This window comes from Bacteroidota bacterium, assembly GCA_018266835.1.
Lineage (GTDB): Bacteria > Bacteroidota > Ignavibacteria > Tepidaquicellales > Tepidaquicellaceae > JAFDZO01.
In genome coordinates this window covers 847047-865230 of sequence record JAFDZP010000002.1, presented here as the reverse complement: position 1 = coordinate 865230, position 18184 = coordinate 847047, and the positions used below count along the sequence as shown (strand labels likewise).

The following is an 18184-nucleotide window of genomic DNA, read 5'->3' as shown; positions in this document are numbered from 1 at the left end:
TTTTAATTACTAACTTTAACGATTTTGACTTTTGAATTAGGTTTCAGACGTAAAATATTTGTAGTAATTAATGTATCACCCTGTTTAATGTCTCCAATAATCTGAACCATGTCTTCTAACCTGTTTCCTAATTCTACACTTACTTCCTTCACTTTTCCGTTATCAGCAATATAAACACTTTGTCCTTTAAGGTTTGGAATCACGGCCTGAGTTGGTACAAGCATAGCGTCGCTTATCTGCTTCATTATTAAACGTACATTTGTAAAACTTCCGGGTAAAAGCTTAGAGTTAGATCTGTTACTAATAGCTCTCAGTATTAAAGTTTTTGTACCATTTTCCACTTTAGGTTCGAATGCATATACTTCTCCTTCGTATTCTTCATCGATTCCGGCAACTTTAAAAAATATTTTCTGCCCAATTTTAAAAAAGTTGATATATTTTTCCGGTATAGAAAAATCTATCTTAAGTTTGCTTAAATCCTGCATTGTAGTTAATACATTCGTTGGAGTTGCATAGCTGCCAACACTTACATTTCTTAAGCCTACAAACCCGCTGAAAGGAGCGCGAATATTTGTTTTATCAATCTGAATTTGGATTGATTCCATATCAGCCCTTATCTTTGCCAGATTATTTATTTGTATATCATAATCTGATTGTGATAAGAGTCCCTTATCAAGAAGTTCTTTATTTCTCTTTTCATTTAATACAGCAAGCTGTTCATCTAACTTGAGTTTATTCATACTTGCTATTAAATCGGCATCGTCAAGTTTAAACAAAGTTTTACCTCTTCCAACCTTTGAACCTTCTTTAAAATAAATTCCGGTAATCTTTCGGGAAACTTCGCTTCGAATTTCTACTTCTTCATTTGCGCGAATAGTACCGACTGCCTGAATTTCATTATCTAAATCAGTGGATTTTATTACATAACCATCAGCAGAGGTTGTGCCATCGCCTTGAGATTGGTTTTGGGTTTGAGGTTTTTCTTTCGAGGAAAGTTTTGGTATTATAAAGTACAGAGCTGCACCTATAACTAATATAATAATTGCGAATTTAATGTATTTATTCAAACTAAAGATTTTCGATTTATAACAATATTAAAAAATATACAGTTCGCAAAACAGGTATTAAATAGAAAAAAAATTCTTTTAATACAGATTGGTTTAACGATAAATCTAATGAGAAAGGAAAAGGGCGTGGTAATCCCTGCTACTAAGACAACATTATTTGAATAAAGTTTAATCAAATCATAAATAAATAAAAGATTTTATTTTTATTTTAGATTTACTATTTTAACGAACCCCCCTAGCCTCCTGGAGCTGCACAATATAATTTATAATTCATTTCAATTTAAACCCAACTTAAATGAAAAAAATCTTCGTTTTTTTGTTTTGTGTATTTTCTGTATCTGTTTTTTCTCAAAACACAGTCCCGTTTATTTTTGAAATCCAGGAATTTCCGAGAACCAATGCTCCGGGTATTCAGTCATATGTACTTGGTCATTATAATGATTACTGGCTATTAATCGGCGGACGGACGGACGGAATGCACTCGTTTCCTCTTCCGCCTGCAGGCGGCTTCCCAACAGTTTCCGCAAATAAAAACTTCATTGTTTATAATCCTGTAACCGATAGCGTGTGGACACGAAGTATTTATCAGGATTTATCTGTAGCAAATGCAGAGCAATTCCGCTCTACTAATATGCAATCATATCAGACAGGAAATACTCTTTATTTATGTGGAGGGTATGGAAAAGATTCAAGCATCGGCTCAGGCTCACTTGATTCATTTATAACATTTCCAAAATTCACAGCTATTAATGTCAGCGGAATGATAAATGCGATTAAGTCTAACAGTTCTGTCAGTTCTTTTATCAGAACATTAACAGATACAACATTTGCAGTTACGGGTGGTATATTAGGAAGAATCGGAACTTCTTATTATTTAACAGTAGGGCAGAAATTTACAGGCAAGTATGCTTTTCCTGCATCAGGTCCGCCGCTTTTTGTACAACAGTATAATAATGCAATTAAGAAATTTGATATAGTAGATAACGGTGTTACACTAAGCATTACAAATAAATCATATATAGTTGATACAGTAAATCTTCACAGAAGAGATTTAAATGTTGTTCCTCAGATTACAAGCACATCCGGTAATCAGAGTATGACAATTTACGGAGGGGTATTTCAATATACTCAGGATGTACCTTTTGTAAATCCTGTTTACATAGGAGCAAATTCAATTTCAGTTGAAAACACTTTCCTGCAGAAATACAGTCAATATGAGTGTCCTGTAATTCCTTTATATGATTCTGTAAGAAATGACATGAGTAATTTATTCCTTGGTGGAATAAGCTTGTACAGGTATGATACTTTGCTGCATAAATCTGTAATTGATACATGTAACTTCGGAGGACCTGCTCCATGTGTGCCATTTATAAGTGATATCACTGCGATTACAAAATTTTCAAATGGAACAAGTAAGGATTCTGTACTTCCAGTAAGATTTCCTTCAAACAGAAGACTTGGGGCAGAGCAGCATATGGTATATGATGCAGGGCTTCCAAGGTATTCGAATGATGTGGTGAAGCTTCGTTCATTAACGGGTAGAACATTTGCAGGTTATTTGTACGGAGGAATTGAAGCATTTGAAGCAAACCCTTTTGTTCAGATGTTAAGTTCTCATAGTCAGGTAACCGGTGTTGGTTCAGTTGCTTCAAATAGAATTTTCAAAGTTTATCTTACTCCAAATACAGTGGGTATAAATCCTTTGGGTTCTTATATTCCTTCTGATTACAAATTATTCCAGAATTTCCCGAATCCGTTTAACCCTACCACCAGAATAAAATTTGATATCCCTCAAAGCGGATTTGTATCTCTAAAAATATATGATGTCATGGGAAGAGAAGTTGATAACTTAGTAAATCAGAATTTGAAAGCCGGAAGCTATGAAATGGAATTCAACGGGATGAATAAATCTTCAGGGATTTATTACTATAAAATATACACTGAAAAATATCAGGAAACAAAGAAAATGATTTTAGTAAAATAGTTAAGATAGATAACATTCATTTTGAAATCCGCAGAAGATTTAAACTTTTGCGGATTTTTTATGTCTTAAAACAATTAGCTTGTCAATAGCTCTAAATAGCTCTTAATTTTAGAATAATAATGAAGAAGTTTACAGTATTAATGCTGTTCTGCTGCACATCAGCTTTTTGCCAGTATTTTCCATACAATGTTTCAGTTTATAATTCTACCGGCACAGGTTATTATTTAATGACTCCGACGAAAAGCCAAAACAACACTCAATACAGACCTTCATTAAATATTCTTGACTCAAAAGGGAATATGGTTTTTTACAGAATTGCATCACAGGGAAATTTTACAAATTTCAAATTGCAGCCAAACGGAAAACTGACATTCTGTAACAGAAGCAAAAATTATATTCTGGATTCAAATCTTGTTATAAAAGATTCAGTTGTTTGTGTTAACGGCATTTCTACCGATAACCACGAATTTATTATTTTACCTAACGGACATTATGTATTGCTGGGAAGTGAGACCAGAGTTATGGATCTTTCCGCTTATCATTATTTCAATGGTCAGCCGGGTTCAACTACTGCTTCAGTTGACGGCGGAGTAATACAAGAGCTTGATGAAAATAAAAACTTAGTTTTTCAATGGAAAGCTTTTGACCATTTTCAATTTGACGATGTTGATTCTTCATGGCTCAGCAGTCCGCAAAATGTTGACTGGACTCATTGCAATGCAATTGATGTAGATACCGACGGAAATTATTTACTATCCTCAAGATATTTCAGCGAGATTACAAAAATAAGCAGAGCTACGGGCGATATAATCTGGCGCTTCGGCGGAATAAGAAATCAGTTCACTTTTACCAATGATAATTTAAAATTATTAGGCCAGCATGATATAAGGCGTCTTCCCAATGGTCACATTACAATTTTTGATAATGGTAGAAATGAAATACCTTTTACTCATCCTGCGCGAGCAACTGAGTTTCAATTAGATGAAATAAATAAAACAGCAACACTAGTCTGGAGTTACAGTCAGAATCCTGCAACTGCAAGTTCATTTACAGGGAATGTTCAGAGACTTTCGAATGGTAGCACAGCAATTTCATTCGGGGGATTGGTAAATACTACAAATCCTCTTGTTGTATTGAATTCAGCCGGAAGTAAAATATTTGAAATAACTTTTCCCGATACGGCTTATTCATATCGTTTCTTTAATTATCAGACACTTCCTGCAAATCTGGTCAGACCGGAAATCTCATGCTATACAGAAAACGGAAATTACTACTTTGAGGCACCTGCTTCATACCAATCTTATAAATGGAGTACCGGAGACACTACAAGGCGAATTCAGGTTACTCAAACAGGAAACTATCAGGTTTTCGTCAATTATGGAATGGGTTATGTAGGTTCGCTTGTTAAGTCTGTTTTGAATATACAAAATCCCTGCGAGTCTATCGGAATTTTGAATACAAATGAAACTGCTCATTCATATAATTTATATCAGAATTACCCGAATCCTTTTAATCCTGTAACAAAGATAAAATTTGAAATCCCAAAGAGTGAATTTGTTTCAATAAAGATTTACGATGTGATGGGAAGGGAAGTTGAAAACCTTGTAAATGAAAATTTGAGAGAGGGTAGCTATGAAGTGGAATTCAATGGTACAAACAAAACGTCAGGAATTTATTATTATAAAATAATAACGGAAAATTTTCAGGAGACTAAGAAGATGCTCCTAATTAAATAAAATTTATTATGGCAAACTTAGAACTAAATAAAAAAAATGCAATGGAGTTTTATGATCTGATGTTTAATAAATGCAAACCGGCTGAGGCAATAGAAAAATATGCAGGTGATGAATATATTCAGCACAACCCGCATGTTGCTGACGGAAAGCAGGCATTTATAGATTATTTTATAAAGATGGCAAAAGAATGGCCTGGGAAATCTGTAGAATTTAAACGTGCAGTTGCCGAAGATAATTATGTTGTACTTCATTGTTATCAAAAGTGGCCGGGTGATAAAGATTATGCCGGAATCGATATATTCAGATTTGATGAGAACGGGAAAATAGTCGAACACTGGGATGTTTTACAGGTTATTCCGGAACAATCAGCAAATGATAATACGATGTTCTAAAATTACATTTGAACTTTTGGCAACAATACATATTTTTATTTGTGATAAAAAGTATACTGACAAATAAAAAAGTCCTTATTACAGCCGTTTCATTTTCAGCTTTGCTGATATTGGTAAAGGTCCTCGAATCATTTTTCTTTCATTACAAATTCAGTTTTGAAACATATGCCGGTATTATTGCAGTCATTTTCTTAATACTTGGGATTTACTTCGGAAGCAAACTCAGCAACAAAAAATCTAAAGCTATACCAGCTTTGGAAACAAATAACAACAGTCTTAATTCAATAAAATTAAATAACGGAATCGAGACCGACTTAAGCACGAGGGAACTGGAAGTTTTGCTTAATATAACTCACGGATTGTCAAATAAGGAAATTGCTGATAAACTCTTTGTCTCACTCAATACCATAAAAACCCACACCGGAAATATTTACTCAAAGCTCGGAGTTAAAAGTCGTACTCAGGCAGTTTCAAAAGCAAAATCCCTTAATTTAATCAGTTAAAAGTCCTTATTTAGGGTGATTTTTAATAAAATCATACTTTAGGGTGATGCATTCACGCCTGAAACTATGTATTTTTGTATAAAAAATTTAAAATTATATGGGAAGACCTTCTTTAAAGTACGGACTGCTTGCCGGTATTATTTTAGCAGTCATTTTTTATATTCCTTTTGCTTTTTTTCAAAACCAGAAATTCTTTTTTCAGACAAGTGAAATTATTGGTTACACCACAATGATTTTATCCATGCTCTTTGTATTTTTCGGAATCCGTTCTTACCGCGATACTGAGCTGGGAGGTTCAATTACATTTGGGAAAGCATTTCTTACAGGACTGTTTATTTCCTTTATAGCCTCTTTTATATTTGGACTTTTTACAATTATTCTCTACAAATTCATATATCCAAATTTTGCAAATGAAATGATGGATTTTTGCAAACGTTCATATCTGCAAAGCGGTCAATCAAAAGAAGTTATTGATGCTCATCTTGCCGAATTGGAAGCAAACAGAGAACTATTTACAAATATTCCATTTAACGCATTTATAATGTTTGCAACCGTCTTTTTAATCGGAATAGTAATTTCACTAATTTCATCTTTTATTCTTAAAAGAAAACCTGCTAAAACTCAAAATGCTTAATATGAAAATAAAAAAAATTCTAACACTTATTATATTATTATTTGCAATATCTCTTTCAGCCCAGGAAATGAATATGGAAGAGGCAATGAAGATGGCAGCACCGGGTCCCGAGCATAAACTTCTTACGGATATGGCAGGAAAATTTAAACAAAAAATAAAGTTCTATTTTGCTCCGGGCCAATCAATGGATGGTGAAGGCTCAGGTATAACAGAATCAATAATAGGAGGAAGGTTTATACAGGTTAAAAGCGTAGGAAAAATAATGGGAATGGATACGGAAGTATTGATGATTTTAGGTTACGACAAAAGAAAAAATAAGTATACACTATTTTCTATTGACGGAATGGGAACATATTCTATTTCTGCAGAGGGAGATTATGACGCCTCTACAAAAATTATGACACTGAAAGGAACTGAAGAAGACCCGGCTATGAAAATGAAAATGGATTTTAAATTCGTATTCGATTTATCAGATTTAAATGAAAGAAAGATGAATATAATTTTTATAAAACCTGACGGCTCTGAAAACAAAATGGTAGAAGTAACCTCTACAAAAATAGAATAAAATATGGCTTACAATGAAAACCTTGCAGAGAGAATTGAAAAAATTCTAAAGGCAAAAAAAGTAAAGTTTATTGGGAAAAAAATGATGGGTGGATTATGCTTTATAGTTAATGATAAAATGTGTATGGGAGTTGAAAAAGAAAGACTGATGGCTCGTATTGGTCCTGATAATTATGAAGCAGCGTTAAAGAAAAAGGGTGCGCAGCCGATGGATTTTACAGGCAAGCCAATGGTTGGTTTTGTGTTTGTAGATTTAAAAAATCTTGATAAAGATTCCGAACTAAAATACTGGATTGACCTTTGCCTGGAATATAATCCCAAAGCAAAAGTTTCAGCTAAAAAGAAAAAAATGCAGAAAGGAAAAAAAGAATCTACACAGACCCCATCAACATCCGATGTAGATGTTTTAGAAAAGCTTGGGAAAATAATTTCCAAAAATGATAAGAATGTAAAAATGGGTGAGGGAAAAATTATGGGAACAAAAGGATTCGTTTTTAATCAGCTTGGTGTTTTCAAATATGGTGTCGCAAAAACAAAGTCAGGCTACACGTTTCATTCAATGGCAATTTACGCGAATCCGGAGCTTTATGCAGATTTGAAATCCAAACTTAAAAAAGCAAAATTTCAGAAGGGATGTGTTAATTTCAAATCACTTGAAGATTTTCCTTTAAGTGTCTTTGACAAACACATGATAAAAGCTGCAAAGTTTGATTATTCTAAAGTAATAGAGCATTACAATAAGGTAAAAAAGAAAAAATAATTTTCGAAAACGGGGCGCCGCCTGTTCCGCAGGAACAGACGGCGCAACAGCGGAATTGAATCCTTCAATTCCGCTGTTGCGTCCGTGTCCCGCTTCCAGCGGGACGCGGCGCCCCAAGAAACACTCACTCTTCCAACCTGCCTATACAAATTTTGTTATCTATTAATTATAAGTTTTAATTTCTATTTTTATCCTTATGAAAAAAGACTTATATCCGCCGGTTTATTACGCCGATTATCTTTCACTCGATAAATTACTCGATGCGCAAAATCTGAAAAGTGATGAATACAAAGATCACGCACATGATGAAATGCTGTTTATCATAATACATCAGACCTACGAGCTCTGGTTCAAGCAGATTTTATTCGAACTTGAGGATGTGATAAAAATATTCAGCAACGATTTTATAGATGAAAGAAATCTTTCAAGAGCGCTTTCAAGAATAAACCGCATTACTGAAATTCAGAAAATCATGATTGAGCAATTGCACGTGCTTGAGACTATGACTCCATTGGATTTTCTTGACTTCCGGGATTACTTGGTTCCCGCATCAGGATTTCAGAGCTTCCAGTTCCGTACAATAGAGAATAACCTAGGTCTCAAAAGAGAAGAAAGATTAAAATATAACAGCAAAGATTTTGACAACACATTAAAGCCCGAGCATAAAGAAAAAATCGGAGCGGTAACAGAAAGTCTTTTTGATTTAATTGAAAAATGGCTGGAGAGAATACCATTCATTAAAACAGAAAACTTTGACTTCTGGAAAAAATACCATCAGGCTGTTGATGACATGCTTTCACATGAAGAAAAAATTATATCTAACAACGAATCATTAACTCCGGAGAAAAAGCAAAGCCAGTTGGAAAATTTTGCCAAGACTAAAGAGAGTTTCCTTTCTCTCTTCGATGAAAAATATCATAACGATTTAATTGCTAAAGGCGAGAAGAGGCTTTCGTTCAAAGCAACCCTCTCAGCGCTATTTATAAATTTATACAGAGATGAACCGATTTTATTTACTCCATTCCAATTCCTTACAGCAATTGTTGAGATGGATGAAAACTTCACAATCTGGCGTTACCGTCATGCAATTATGGTGCATAGAATGATTGGAGTTAAAATAGGTACAGGTGGTTCATCAGGCCAGCATTATCTGATGGCTACTATAGAGAAACACAGAGTGTTTGTAGATTTATTTAACCTTTCAACTTATTTAATTCCGCGTTCCGAGCTGCCCCAACTTCCAAAAGATATTTTGAAAGAGCTTGGATTTTACTATCAAAAGTAGAATTCAAAAGTAAATGATAATAACATGAACTTAGATCTTACAGGAAAAAATGCTCTTGTCTGCGGAAGCACGCAGGGAATCGGCAAAGCTTCGGCTATGGAACTTGCAGCGCTCGGCGCAAACGTTACTCTGCTTGCAAGAAATGAAGAGTCATTAAATACAGTTGTGAAAGAGCTTCCTAATATGGGAAATCAAAAACATCATTGTATAGTAGCTGATTACGCTACTCCCGATTACTTAAAAGTTATATTGCATCATTACCAGGAATCAAATCCTCCGTTCCATATTCTTGTTAATAATACAGGCGGACCCAAAGGCGGCAAGATTATTAAGGCCGATTCAAGTGAATTTCTTTCCGCATTCTCAAATCATCTTATCTGCAACCACATCCTCGTTCAGGCATTAGTTGAAGGAATGAAAAGTGAGGGCTATGGAAGAATTATTAATATAATTTCAACTTCTGTTAAAATTCCATTGGCTAATCTCGGAGTATCGAATACAATCCGCGGTGCAGTTGCTAACTGGTCAAAAACTCTTGCGAACGAATTAGGCAAATTCGGAATTACAGTTAATAATGTTCTTCCTGGAGCAACGTTAACAGGAAGACTCGAAACAATCATCGACAACAAATCTAAAGCATCAGGCAAACCGATTGAAGAAATCGAAGAAGAAATGAAATCTGAAATACCTTTGCATCGATTTGCCAAGCCGGAAGAAATTGCTAACGCAGTTGCATTCCTTGCATCACCTGCCGCTGCTTATATTAACGGAATCAATGTTCCCGTCGATGGCGGAAGAACAGGAAACTTATAAAAATTTTAAAATGATAATTTATAACGTAACATTAAGCGTTGACGAAAATATTCATCTTGAATGGCTTGAGTGGATGAAAACTACTCACATTCCTGATGTTTTAGCCACAGGACTTTTTGTCGAGCACCGAATTTTTAAATTAGTAACACCTTCTCCTGAAGTCGGAGTTACATATGCAATCCAGTATTCCTTAAATTCTTTGGATGACCTTGAAAAATACCAGCGAGAATTTTCCGATAAGCTTCAGAAAGAAACTATCGAAAGATATGCCGGAAAATTTCATGCATTCAGAACAGTGTTAGAAACAGTAGATTGAAACAGTTGATTAATTTTTACTAAAGCATTTAATGGAGAAACTTAAAAATTATATTAACGGAAAACTTGTTCTGCCTGTATCAAAAAAATATCTCAATAATTTTGAGCCGGCAACAGGAAAAGTGTATTCGTTAATTCCCGATTCCGACGAACATGATGTTGACCTTGCATATGAAGCTGCTGAAAACGCTTTTGAAAAATGGTCTTCAATGACTAATGAAGAGCGTTCGAAAATTTTATTAAAGGTCTCGCAATTAATTTTAGCTAACCTGGATAAGTTTGCTGCCGCTGAAAGCAAAGATAACGGCAAACCTGTTTCTCTTGCAAGAGAAGTTGATATTCCCAGAGCAGTAAAGAACTTTAAGTTCTTCGCAACCGCAATACTTCATTTTGCAAGCGAATCACATTTAACAGATAACAATACTTTAAATTATACTTTACGTCAGCCAATCGGAGTTATCGGCGCAATCTCTCCATGGAATCTTCCTTTATATTTATTCACATGGAAAATCGCTCCCGCTTTAGCCGCCGGAAATTGCGTTATTGCAAAGCCGTCTGAAGTAACTCCGTACACTGCATATCTTCTTTCGCAAATCTGCATTAAAGCAGGAATGCCTGAAGGAGTTTTAAACATCGTTCACGGTCTGGGCGGAAAAGTCGGTGCTGCAATCACACATCATCCCGGAATTAAAGCAATAACTTTCACAGGAGGAACATCAACGGGAGCAGATATAGCGCGAGTTGCTGCACCCATGTTTAAGAAATTATCTCTTGAACTCGGAGGTAAAAATCCTGTCATTATTTTCGATGACTGTGATTACAACAAAATGCTCGATACAACTCTTCGCTCTTCATTCTCAAATCAAGGCGAAATTTGTTTATGCGGGTCAAGAATTTTTATTCATAAGAGCATATATAATAAGTTTAAAAAAGACTTTGTTGAAAGAACTAAAGCATTAAGACTCGGAGACCCTAATGATGAAAAAACTCAGCAGGGAGCTATCGTATCTGAAATGCATTACAGAAAAATCCTATCCTACATAGATTTAGCAAAAGAAGAGGGCGGTAATATTTTATGCGGCGGAAATCATGCAGGTGATTTCACTTCTTCAAATAAAAGATGTAAAGACGGATGGTTTATACATCCTACTATCATTGAAAACCTTTCTTACGGATGCAGAACAAATCAGGAAGAAATCTTCGGTCCCGTAGTTACAATAATGCCGTTTGAATCTGAGGAAGAAGTTCTTATGATGGCAAACTCAACTCAGTACGGACTTGCTTCAGTTATCTGGACTGAAAATCTCTCCCGCGCTCAAAGAATCTCACAAAAACTCAAATCAGGTATTGTATGGGTTAACTGCTGGATGCAGCGTGACCTTCGTACTCCATTCGGCGGCGTTAAAAACTCCGGAGTCGGCCGTGAAGGCGGACTGGAAGCACTTCGTTTCTTTACCGAACCCAAGAATGTTACCATTAAATTTCAATAGATAGTCTCACCACTACGTTTTTCTGCAAAATAAGTGTATATTATTTATTAAATTGTTAATAATGATTTAAATTTCTATTTTCCGAACGAATTGTACACTCTAAATAGTAAATGAAAGATAAAATACGTATAGCGTCAGGCCAGGGATTTTGGGGCGATTTAATCGATGCCCCTATGAATCAGGCAACCGGCGGACCTGTTGATTACATTATGATGGACTACCTCGCTGAGGTTACAATGTCTATTCTCCAAAAACAAAAACTTAAAGACCCGAGATTCGGATATGCACGTGATATTCCTGCTTTAATGGAGCGTATGCTCCCCGTTATTAAAGAAAAGGGAATCAAAGTCATTACAAACGGCGGCGGCGTAAACCCGACTGCTTGCAGAGATGCTATTTTTGAAGTAGCTAAAAAGCTCGGCATAAAGGATTTGAAAATCGGTGTAGTAATGGGTGATAACATATTAGATAACATTGATGAATTAGTAAGCAAAGGTGTTGAATTAAAGAACATGGAATCCGGTGACAGCGTAAAAACAGTTAAAGATAAAGTATTAAGCGCCAATGTTTATTTCGGCGCAGCTCCTGTTGTTGAGTGTTTAAAACAGGGAGCAGATATAGTTATTACGGGCAGAGTTACCGATACAGGTTTAACTCTTGCTCCGATGATTTATGAGTTTGGCTGGGATATGAACAACTTCGACCTTATGGCAGCCGGAACAGTTGCAGGCCACATTCTCGAATGCGGCGGACAGGCATCAGGCGGTAATTTCACCGGTGACTGGCAGTCAATTCCAGATTTAGCACGCATTGGTTTCCCGATTGCAGAAGCTTATCCTAACGGAGAAGTTATTATTACCAAGCACGAAAATACAGGCGGCCTTGTTTCAATCGATACAGTAAGCGAACAGCTCTGTTATGAAATCGGCGACCCGAAAGATTACATTACTCCTGACTGCATCGCAGACTTTACTTCCATTCATTTAGAAGATGTCGGCGAAAACAAAGTAAGAGTTTACAACGTTAAAGGATTACCTGCAACCCCTTTCTATAAAGTATCCATGTCTTATTCAGATGGATATTCAGCTTCAGGTTCATTAACTTACAGCTGGCCCGATGCTCTTGAAAAAGCAGAAGCAGCCGATAAGATTTTAAGAACAAGGCTCGATGACTTAGGACTTAAGTTCGATGAAGTCCGCGCTGAGTTTCAGGGATACAATGCATGTCACGGACCAATCGCAAGAAAGATAGACGAACCCAATGAAGTTGTATTAAGATTTTCAGTCCGTTCATCTGATAAATATTCAGTTGAGCGCTTTGGTAAAGAATTAGCACCATTGATTTTAACCGGCCCTCCCGGAGTTACGGGATTTGCCGGAGGCAGACCAAAACCTTCAGATGTTGTTGCTTACTGGCCTGCTTTAATACCTAAGACAGAAGTTACTCCGCAAGTGATTGTAGAGAACATCTGATTTTCATTCTAAGCAGTACATATTTTAAGGGGGATTTTATAAACTTGTAAAATCCAAAATATGGTTCAAACACAAACAAAATTGCCCGTGTGGTATTTTAACTGGAAAGAAGAGCTTGAAAGACAGCTTGTTGCCGGAAGCAAAGTCGTAGACACTCCTGCAGGAAGCATCGAGTACGCCGTTAAGGGAAACGAAGGTCCTGTCATCACCGGTATTCACGGTTCACCCGGCGGATACGATCAGGTCTTTGCGCATTTTCCCGGATTAATCGGCAGAGGCTATCGCTTTCTTTCATGGTCACGCCCGGGTTATCTCAGAACTCCCATAACGGTCGGCAGAACTTTTGAACAGCAGGCAGATGCCCTCGCCAATCTTCTTGACCATTTCAAAGTTAAAAGAACAGGTATTATAGCAAGCTCAACCGGCGGACCAATCGCTCTTCAGTTTGCAATAAGACATCCCGACAGAGTTTATGCTTTAGTATTAGAATCATGCGTAAGCCAGAAGTACTACGTCAACTCAGGTAAAAAGAGTGAAAAGGTTTTATCAAAGCTTACATTTAACGATCCTACAATATGGCTGTACAATGTGTTCGCCAAGTATGCATCTTACTCAGTAGTAAAATCCATGGTGAAAATGGAAAGCGATTATGACTCCAAACGCATCGATGAAATAACAAATAACATCATGAACAGCAACGACAAGCTTGCATACATATTCAATCTTATTAAATCCATGAGTCCGATTGGCATAAGAAAGACCGGACTTGAAAATGACATCATTCAGAACTCAAACATCGAGCACTTCGACCTTGGCAAAATCCAGTGTCCTACGATGATAATCCACGGCAAACACGATGCCGATGTAACGCTTCACCATGCAGGATATCTTGCTACCAATATTCCGCAGGCAGAGAAGCTCATCGTGGAAGACGGATTCCATATACTTCCTGTATCAAATTCTTATATGGACGTTCATAAAAAACGTCTGGCTTTTTTTAATAAGTACAGACCGTATTAGAATAAAGTAGAAAGTAACAAGGATAAAGTGATATTGAAAAAAGCGGGTTTTTCCCGCTTTTTTTATGTCCTAATTCAAGGACGTTTTAAATTGCTGATTTTTAATAGCCCAAAACTTACGCCCCCTCGTAAGTTTTTCAGTAATTTATTGTTTTTTCAATCAATTTTACGGGTGCCCTAGCAATAACCTACTGAAAAAATAACATTTATTTTGCCTACCTATTACCAGCATTAGGCGTTATTAGCTTTTAGATATACTGCTTATGATAATACCTTTATTATAGTTAGCTTCATTAAAGAAAAGCAATCTATCCGTTTTCTTTCTTCAATTTTATTAAAAATTTAGTTCCTTTGTTTATTTCGCTTTCAACTGAAATTTCCCCGTCAAGATTTTCAACCTGCTTCTTTACCATAAAAAGTCCTACGCCTTTTCCTTCGGTTTCAAGATGAAATTTGTTATATAGTCCAAAAATTTTATCCCGGTGTTTCAAGTAATTGAACCCTATTCCATTATCTTCAAAGGTAAGATAAACAAAATCGTTATCCGCATCTGAGGTAATTTTTATCTGAGGTTCTTTTACTTTTTTAAATTTTATGCTGTTGCTTATTAAATTCTGAAAGATACTTTGAACACTACTTTTAACGGCAAAAATTGAAGATGATTTTTTAAAATCTGACATAATTTTTATATCTGATTTTTTTATGCCGTGTTCTTCAATTTTTTTAACTTCTTCAAGGATAGTATCAAAAAATACTTCTGTTTTTTTCTCATCAAAGTTTTTATTGATAATAAGTATTTGGTTCATATCCTTGACTACTTCATCAAGACGGTTAGAAGATGTCAGTATCATGGAAATTAACTCTTGTTTAGTTTCTGCATCAATGCTGTCTTCATTGAACATAGTACATAAACCAAGAATATTTGCAAGCGGAGCTCTTATATTATGGGAGACAATATAGCTAAACTGTTCATGCGCCTTATTCCTTTTCATAAGGTCAGTAATAATTTTTTCTCTTTCTATTTCTGCGAGTTTAAGTGCGGTTACATCCTGCATGGTTCCTAAAATCCTTACAGGAATATTACTTCCTTCTTCATAGAAAATATAACCTCTTTCGTAAACGTAAATAATGCTTCCGTCTGCTCTGCAAAGCCTGTAACGTTCTTCAAGAAAATTTTTCCGGTTTGCAACAACTTCTGCCATCTGGTCAAGCATTTGCTGAATATCATCGGGGTGAATAAATTTTTCTGCCTCATACCCGTCAATCTGATTATTCGGAAAAGAAGTTCCGTACATTTCTTTATAAGCGCCTCCTAAAGTTACAATACTGGTTTTTACATCCATATCCCAGATTGTTTCATTTGTAGCTTGCGATATATACTCGTATCTCTGATTTGATTTTTCCAGTTCATTATAATAATTCTCGCTTTCAGAAATATCAAGAAGAATGCCGTTTGCAATAATATTTCCATTCGAAAGTCTTGATGGAATTGCAGTTACACGTACCCATTTTGTCTCGGAAGTTTTACTATTAATGTATCTGTATTTAACGGTAAATCCTTTAAAGTTTGCAATATTATTTCTGGCGATATTAAATGATTCTAAATCATCTTTGTGTATTGCGCTGAGATGCTTTTTGTAATCATTCAGTATCTCTTCAGCAGTATATCCGGTAAACTCTTCCACCTTACGGCTTATATAATTAAATCTTGCATTAAAATCTTTATCATATTCGGTTTGAAAAATCACTCCTGGCATGGTATCACTTATTTGTTTTATAAACTTTGTGCTAAGCTTAAGCTCTTCTTCTGATTTTTTCCTTGTAGTAATATCACTGCATGAAACTGCAAGTCCTATTTCAGAAGGATAAACATGAGTATAGAAGGTCCTGCCGCTATAGGTAAATTCAAGTTCTGCAGTGACTTTTTCCTTAAGGGATTTTTCCAAACCTCTGCGCAAATTTGTGAAGTCTTCGTTCTGCTGAATGAAAATCGGCCAGAGTTTTTTGCCGATGAGTTCATTCAGTTCATGACCTGTTAACTTTACAAGAGCAGAATTCGCAAAGATAAAATTGTAATTGTTATCAATAATAAAGAATGGGTCAGTAATGCTGGCAAGAATAATATTTATATTATTTACCTGTTGTGAAAGTTCTTGCTGAGTCCTGACATGTTCAGTAACATCTTTACCTGAAACTGCGAGCCCTATTTCGGAAGGATAGATGAAAACACGGAATATTATTCCATGGTACTCCATATCGAACTGAGTGGCTTTATTATCCTCAAGTGCGATCTGAAAATATTTTTTAGGAATTGAGAGATCGACATCTTCAAATATTTTCCATACGTTTTTTCCTTGGAGTTCTTCTTTTGAAAGACCTGTTAATTTCTCAACAGCTTCATTTGCAAATAAAATGAAAAAGTTCCTGTCCACAATATAAAAAATATCCGTAATGCTCCTGAGTATTATATCAATATTATTAGAATGTCTTACTAGTTCCTGTCTGTCTATTTCGCGTTCGGTGATATCCATAGAGACTCCGAATATTTTCTCAGGCAGTCCGTTCTTATCCTTAACTACTTCACCTTTAGTGTAAACATACTTATAACTCCCATCGTCACTAATTATTCTGTACGTGTAATCATTAAACTCACTGTATAATTGAGCCTGAAGAACTGCTCCTCTCACAATAGATAAATCATCAGGATGAACTTTTGGTGTAAGCACATCTCTTTTCACAGGTCCGGGTTTATATGGTATTCCGAAAATTTTAAAAAGCGCATCGGATATATAGTAAAGCTCATCTTTAAAATTATATTCCCAGTATCCTATTTTCCCTGCCTCTTGAGCAGCTTTGAGACGTACCTCATTATTTCTTAAATCTTCGTTGAGCAGGATAAGATTTGCATTGAGTTTATTTATCTCTTCTTCCTTTTTTACTTTTTCTGTAATGTCGTTAGGAATTGAAATCACAGCATCCTGTCCTTTGAAAGAAATTTTCACTGATTTTATTTCAACTGTAATTATCTCGCCGCTTTTCTTTCTATGCCTCCAGATTCCTGTTTTATAATCTTCAATTAGATTCCTTACAGCATTCTCCAATTTTTGAGAATCTTCCGGTGTACATAAATCTTTCACCGACATTTTTAAAAACTCATCTTTAGTATAGCCGTAGGTATTTATTGTTGCTTCATTAACGTCGAGTATCCGGTGTGTGTCACAATTATATATATAGATACAGGAGGGATTTTTTTCGAATAGATTTTTATAGAGCTTTTCAGTCTCTGGATCTAGGGTTAAAATCTTTTCCATAACTTGAAAAATTTAAAATCGTTTTCAGCTCAATTGAATTAAGCAGTTTGATTTATTTTTCACAGCTCAAATACAGGGGTGGAAATGCTGTAGATTATATATAGTAAAAATGTAATTTATTTTAAATCCAAATATATGTTTTCTTAAGCAAAAAATTCTATAGGAAATAAGTATAGAATCTCACTTTAAACTTTTTTTTAATTTTCCAATTTTATTTATCAATAATTTTTAGAATATATTTTCAATACTTAAAAACTACTGTTAATTGAATTTATAAAATGAAAGAACAAAAACACGAAATTAAATTTAACGGAGAAGGCGCTACGCCTTTTATACAAACTTACTTTCACGGGACAAAAGCCGATTTGAAAATTGGTGATTTGATTGCGCCGGGTTATACGTCGAACTTTGGTCAGAGAAAAAATGCAAAGTATATTTTCCTCACTGCCACACTGGACGCAGCAATCTGGGGCGCTGAACTATCTGTTGGAGAGGGAAGGGAAAGAATTTATTTAGTTGAGCCTACAGGAGAAATTGAAGACGACCCTGACTTAACGGATAAAAAATTTCCGGGCAATCCCACAAAATCTTTTCGCTCTGTTTATCCTTTTAAAATTATAGGAGAAGTAACAGTCTGGCAAGGGCATCCTGCAGAGCGGCTTAAAGAAATGAAAGATGCATTGGAACGTCTGAAGGAGCAAGGCATCAATTCATTAAATGACGAGGATTGATTTCAACACGTAAGCAGGTTATTCTCTTTTTATAGTGTAACAAAAATGTTATCAATTCTCACTTTAAACTTTCTTTTAATTTTCCAATTTTATTTCATCTATAATTTT

The 18184-nt window shown here is 35.4% G+C and carries 16 protein-coding genes; 14 read left to right on the top strand and 2 right to left on the bottom strand.

The features are described 5' to 3' along the window. Positions 1-2: 2 nt before the first annotated feature. On the bottom strand, positions 3-1067 hold the full coding sequence (locus tag JST55_05595; GenBank protein ID MBS1492958.1) for an efflux RND transporter periplasmic adaptor subunit: 1065 nt from the start codon (positions 1065-1067) through the stop codon (positions 3-5). 295 nt (positions 1068-1362) lie between these two features. On the opposite strand from JST55_05595, the gene JST55_05590 reads away from it, so the two are divergent. From JST55_05590 to JST55_05530, 13 genes are all read left to right on the top strand, one after another. Further along, entirely contained in the window at positions 1363-3051 is a 1689-nt protein-coding gene (locus JST55_05590; GenBank protein ID MBS1492957.1) for a T9SS type A sorting domain-containing protein, read from the top strand. Between the two features lie 119 nt (positions 3052-3170). Further along, positions 3171-4787 (top strand): aryl-sulfate sulfotransferase, encoded by a 1617-nt coding sequence (locus JST55_05585; protein MBS1492956.1) that lies wholly within the window; start codon positions 3171-3173, stop codon positions 4785-4787. A gap of 8 nt (positions 4788-4795) precedes the next feature. Next, complete coding sequence (locus JST55_05580) at positions 4796-5179, top strand: nuclear transport factor 2 family protein (protein MBS1492955.1); 384 nt, start codon at positions 4796-4798, stop codon at positions 5177-5179. 173 nt (positions 5180-5352) lie between these two features. Continuing rightward, on the top strand, positions 5353-5682 hold the full coding sequence (locus tag JST55_05575; GenBank protein MBS1492954.1) for a response regulator transcription factor: 330 nt from the start codon (positions 5353-5355) through the stop codon (positions 5680-5682). 97 nt (positions 5683-5779) lie between these two features. Further along, the gene (locus JST55_05570) at positions 5780-6316 is read left to right on the top strand and encodes a DUF4199 domain-containing protein (protein MBS1492953.1); all 537 of its coding nucleotides are present in this window, start codon (positions 5780-5782) and stop codon (positions 6314-6316) included. A gap of 1 nt (position 6317) precedes the next feature. Continuing rightward, the gene (locus JST55_05565; GenBank protein MBS1492952.1) at positions 6318-6881 is read left to right on the top strand and encodes a DUF1579 family protein; all 564 of its coding nucleotides are present in this window, start codon (positions 6318-6320) and stop codon (positions 6879-6881) included. 3 nt (positions 6882-6884) lie between these two features. Continuing rightward, a complete protein-coding gene (locus tag JST55_05560; protein ID MBS1492951.1) occupies positions 6885-7640 on the top strand; it encodes a TfoX/Sxy family protein in 756 nt (251 codons plus the stop codon). 196 nt (positions 7641-7836) lie between these two features. Next, positions 7837-8925: a tryptophan 2,3-dioxygenase gene (locus JST55_05555; protein MBS1492950.1), complete on the top strand. Its 1089-nt coding sequence runs from the start codon at positions 7837-7839 to the stop codon at positions 8923-8925. A 24-nt stretch (positions 8926-8949) separates the two neighbouring features. Beyond that, a complete protein-coding gene (locus JST55_05550) occupies positions 8950-9738 on the top strand; it encodes an SDR family oxidoreductase (protein ID MBS1492949.1) in 789 nt (262 codons plus the stop codon). Positions 9739-9748: 10 nt separating this feature from the next. Beyond that, on the top strand, positions 9749-10054 hold the full coding sequence (locus tag JST55_05545) for a DUF4286 family protein (GenBank protein MBS1492948.1): 306 nt from the start codon (positions 9749-9751) through the stop codon (positions 10052-10054). A gap of 31 nt (positions 10055-10085) precedes the next feature. Continuing rightward, the gene (locus JST55_05540; GenBank protein MBS1492947.1) at positions 10086-11543 is read left to right on the top strand and encodes an aldehyde dehydrogenase; all 1458 of its coding nucleotides are present in this window, start codon (positions 10086-10088) and stop codon (positions 11541-11543) included. A gap of 110 nt (positions 11544-11653) precedes the next feature. Then, entirely contained in the window at positions 11654-13015 is a 1362-nt protein-coding gene (locus tag JST55_05535; protein ID MBS1492946.1) for a DUF1446 domain-containing protein, read from the top strand. 60 nt (positions 13016-13075) lie between these two features. Further along, entirely contained in the window at positions 13076-14035 is a 960-nt protein-coding gene (locus JST55_05530) for an alpha/beta hydrolase (protein MBS1492945.1), read from the top strand. Between the two features lie 307 nt (positions 14036-14342). Here JST55_05530 and JST55_05525 read toward each other — a convergent pair whose 3' ends face one another. After that, positions 14343-17345 carry a PAS domain S-box protein gene (locus tag JST55_05525; GenBank protein ID MBS1492944.1) on the bottom strand — a complete coding sequence of 1001 codons (3003 nt, stop codon included), beginning with the start codon at positions 17343-17345 and terminating at the stop codon, positions 14343-14345. A gap of 278 nt (positions 17346-17623) precedes the next feature. Here JST55_05525 and arr point away from each other — a divergent pair, with 278 nt between their 5' ends. Continuing rightward, positions 17624-18076 (top strand): NAD(+)--rifampin ADP-ribosyltransferase, encoded by a 453-nt coding sequence (gene arr, locus JST55_05520; GenBank protein ID MBS1492943.1) that lies wholly within the window; start codon positions 17624-17626, stop codon positions 18074-18076. Positions 18077-18184: the final 108 nt, after the last annotated feature.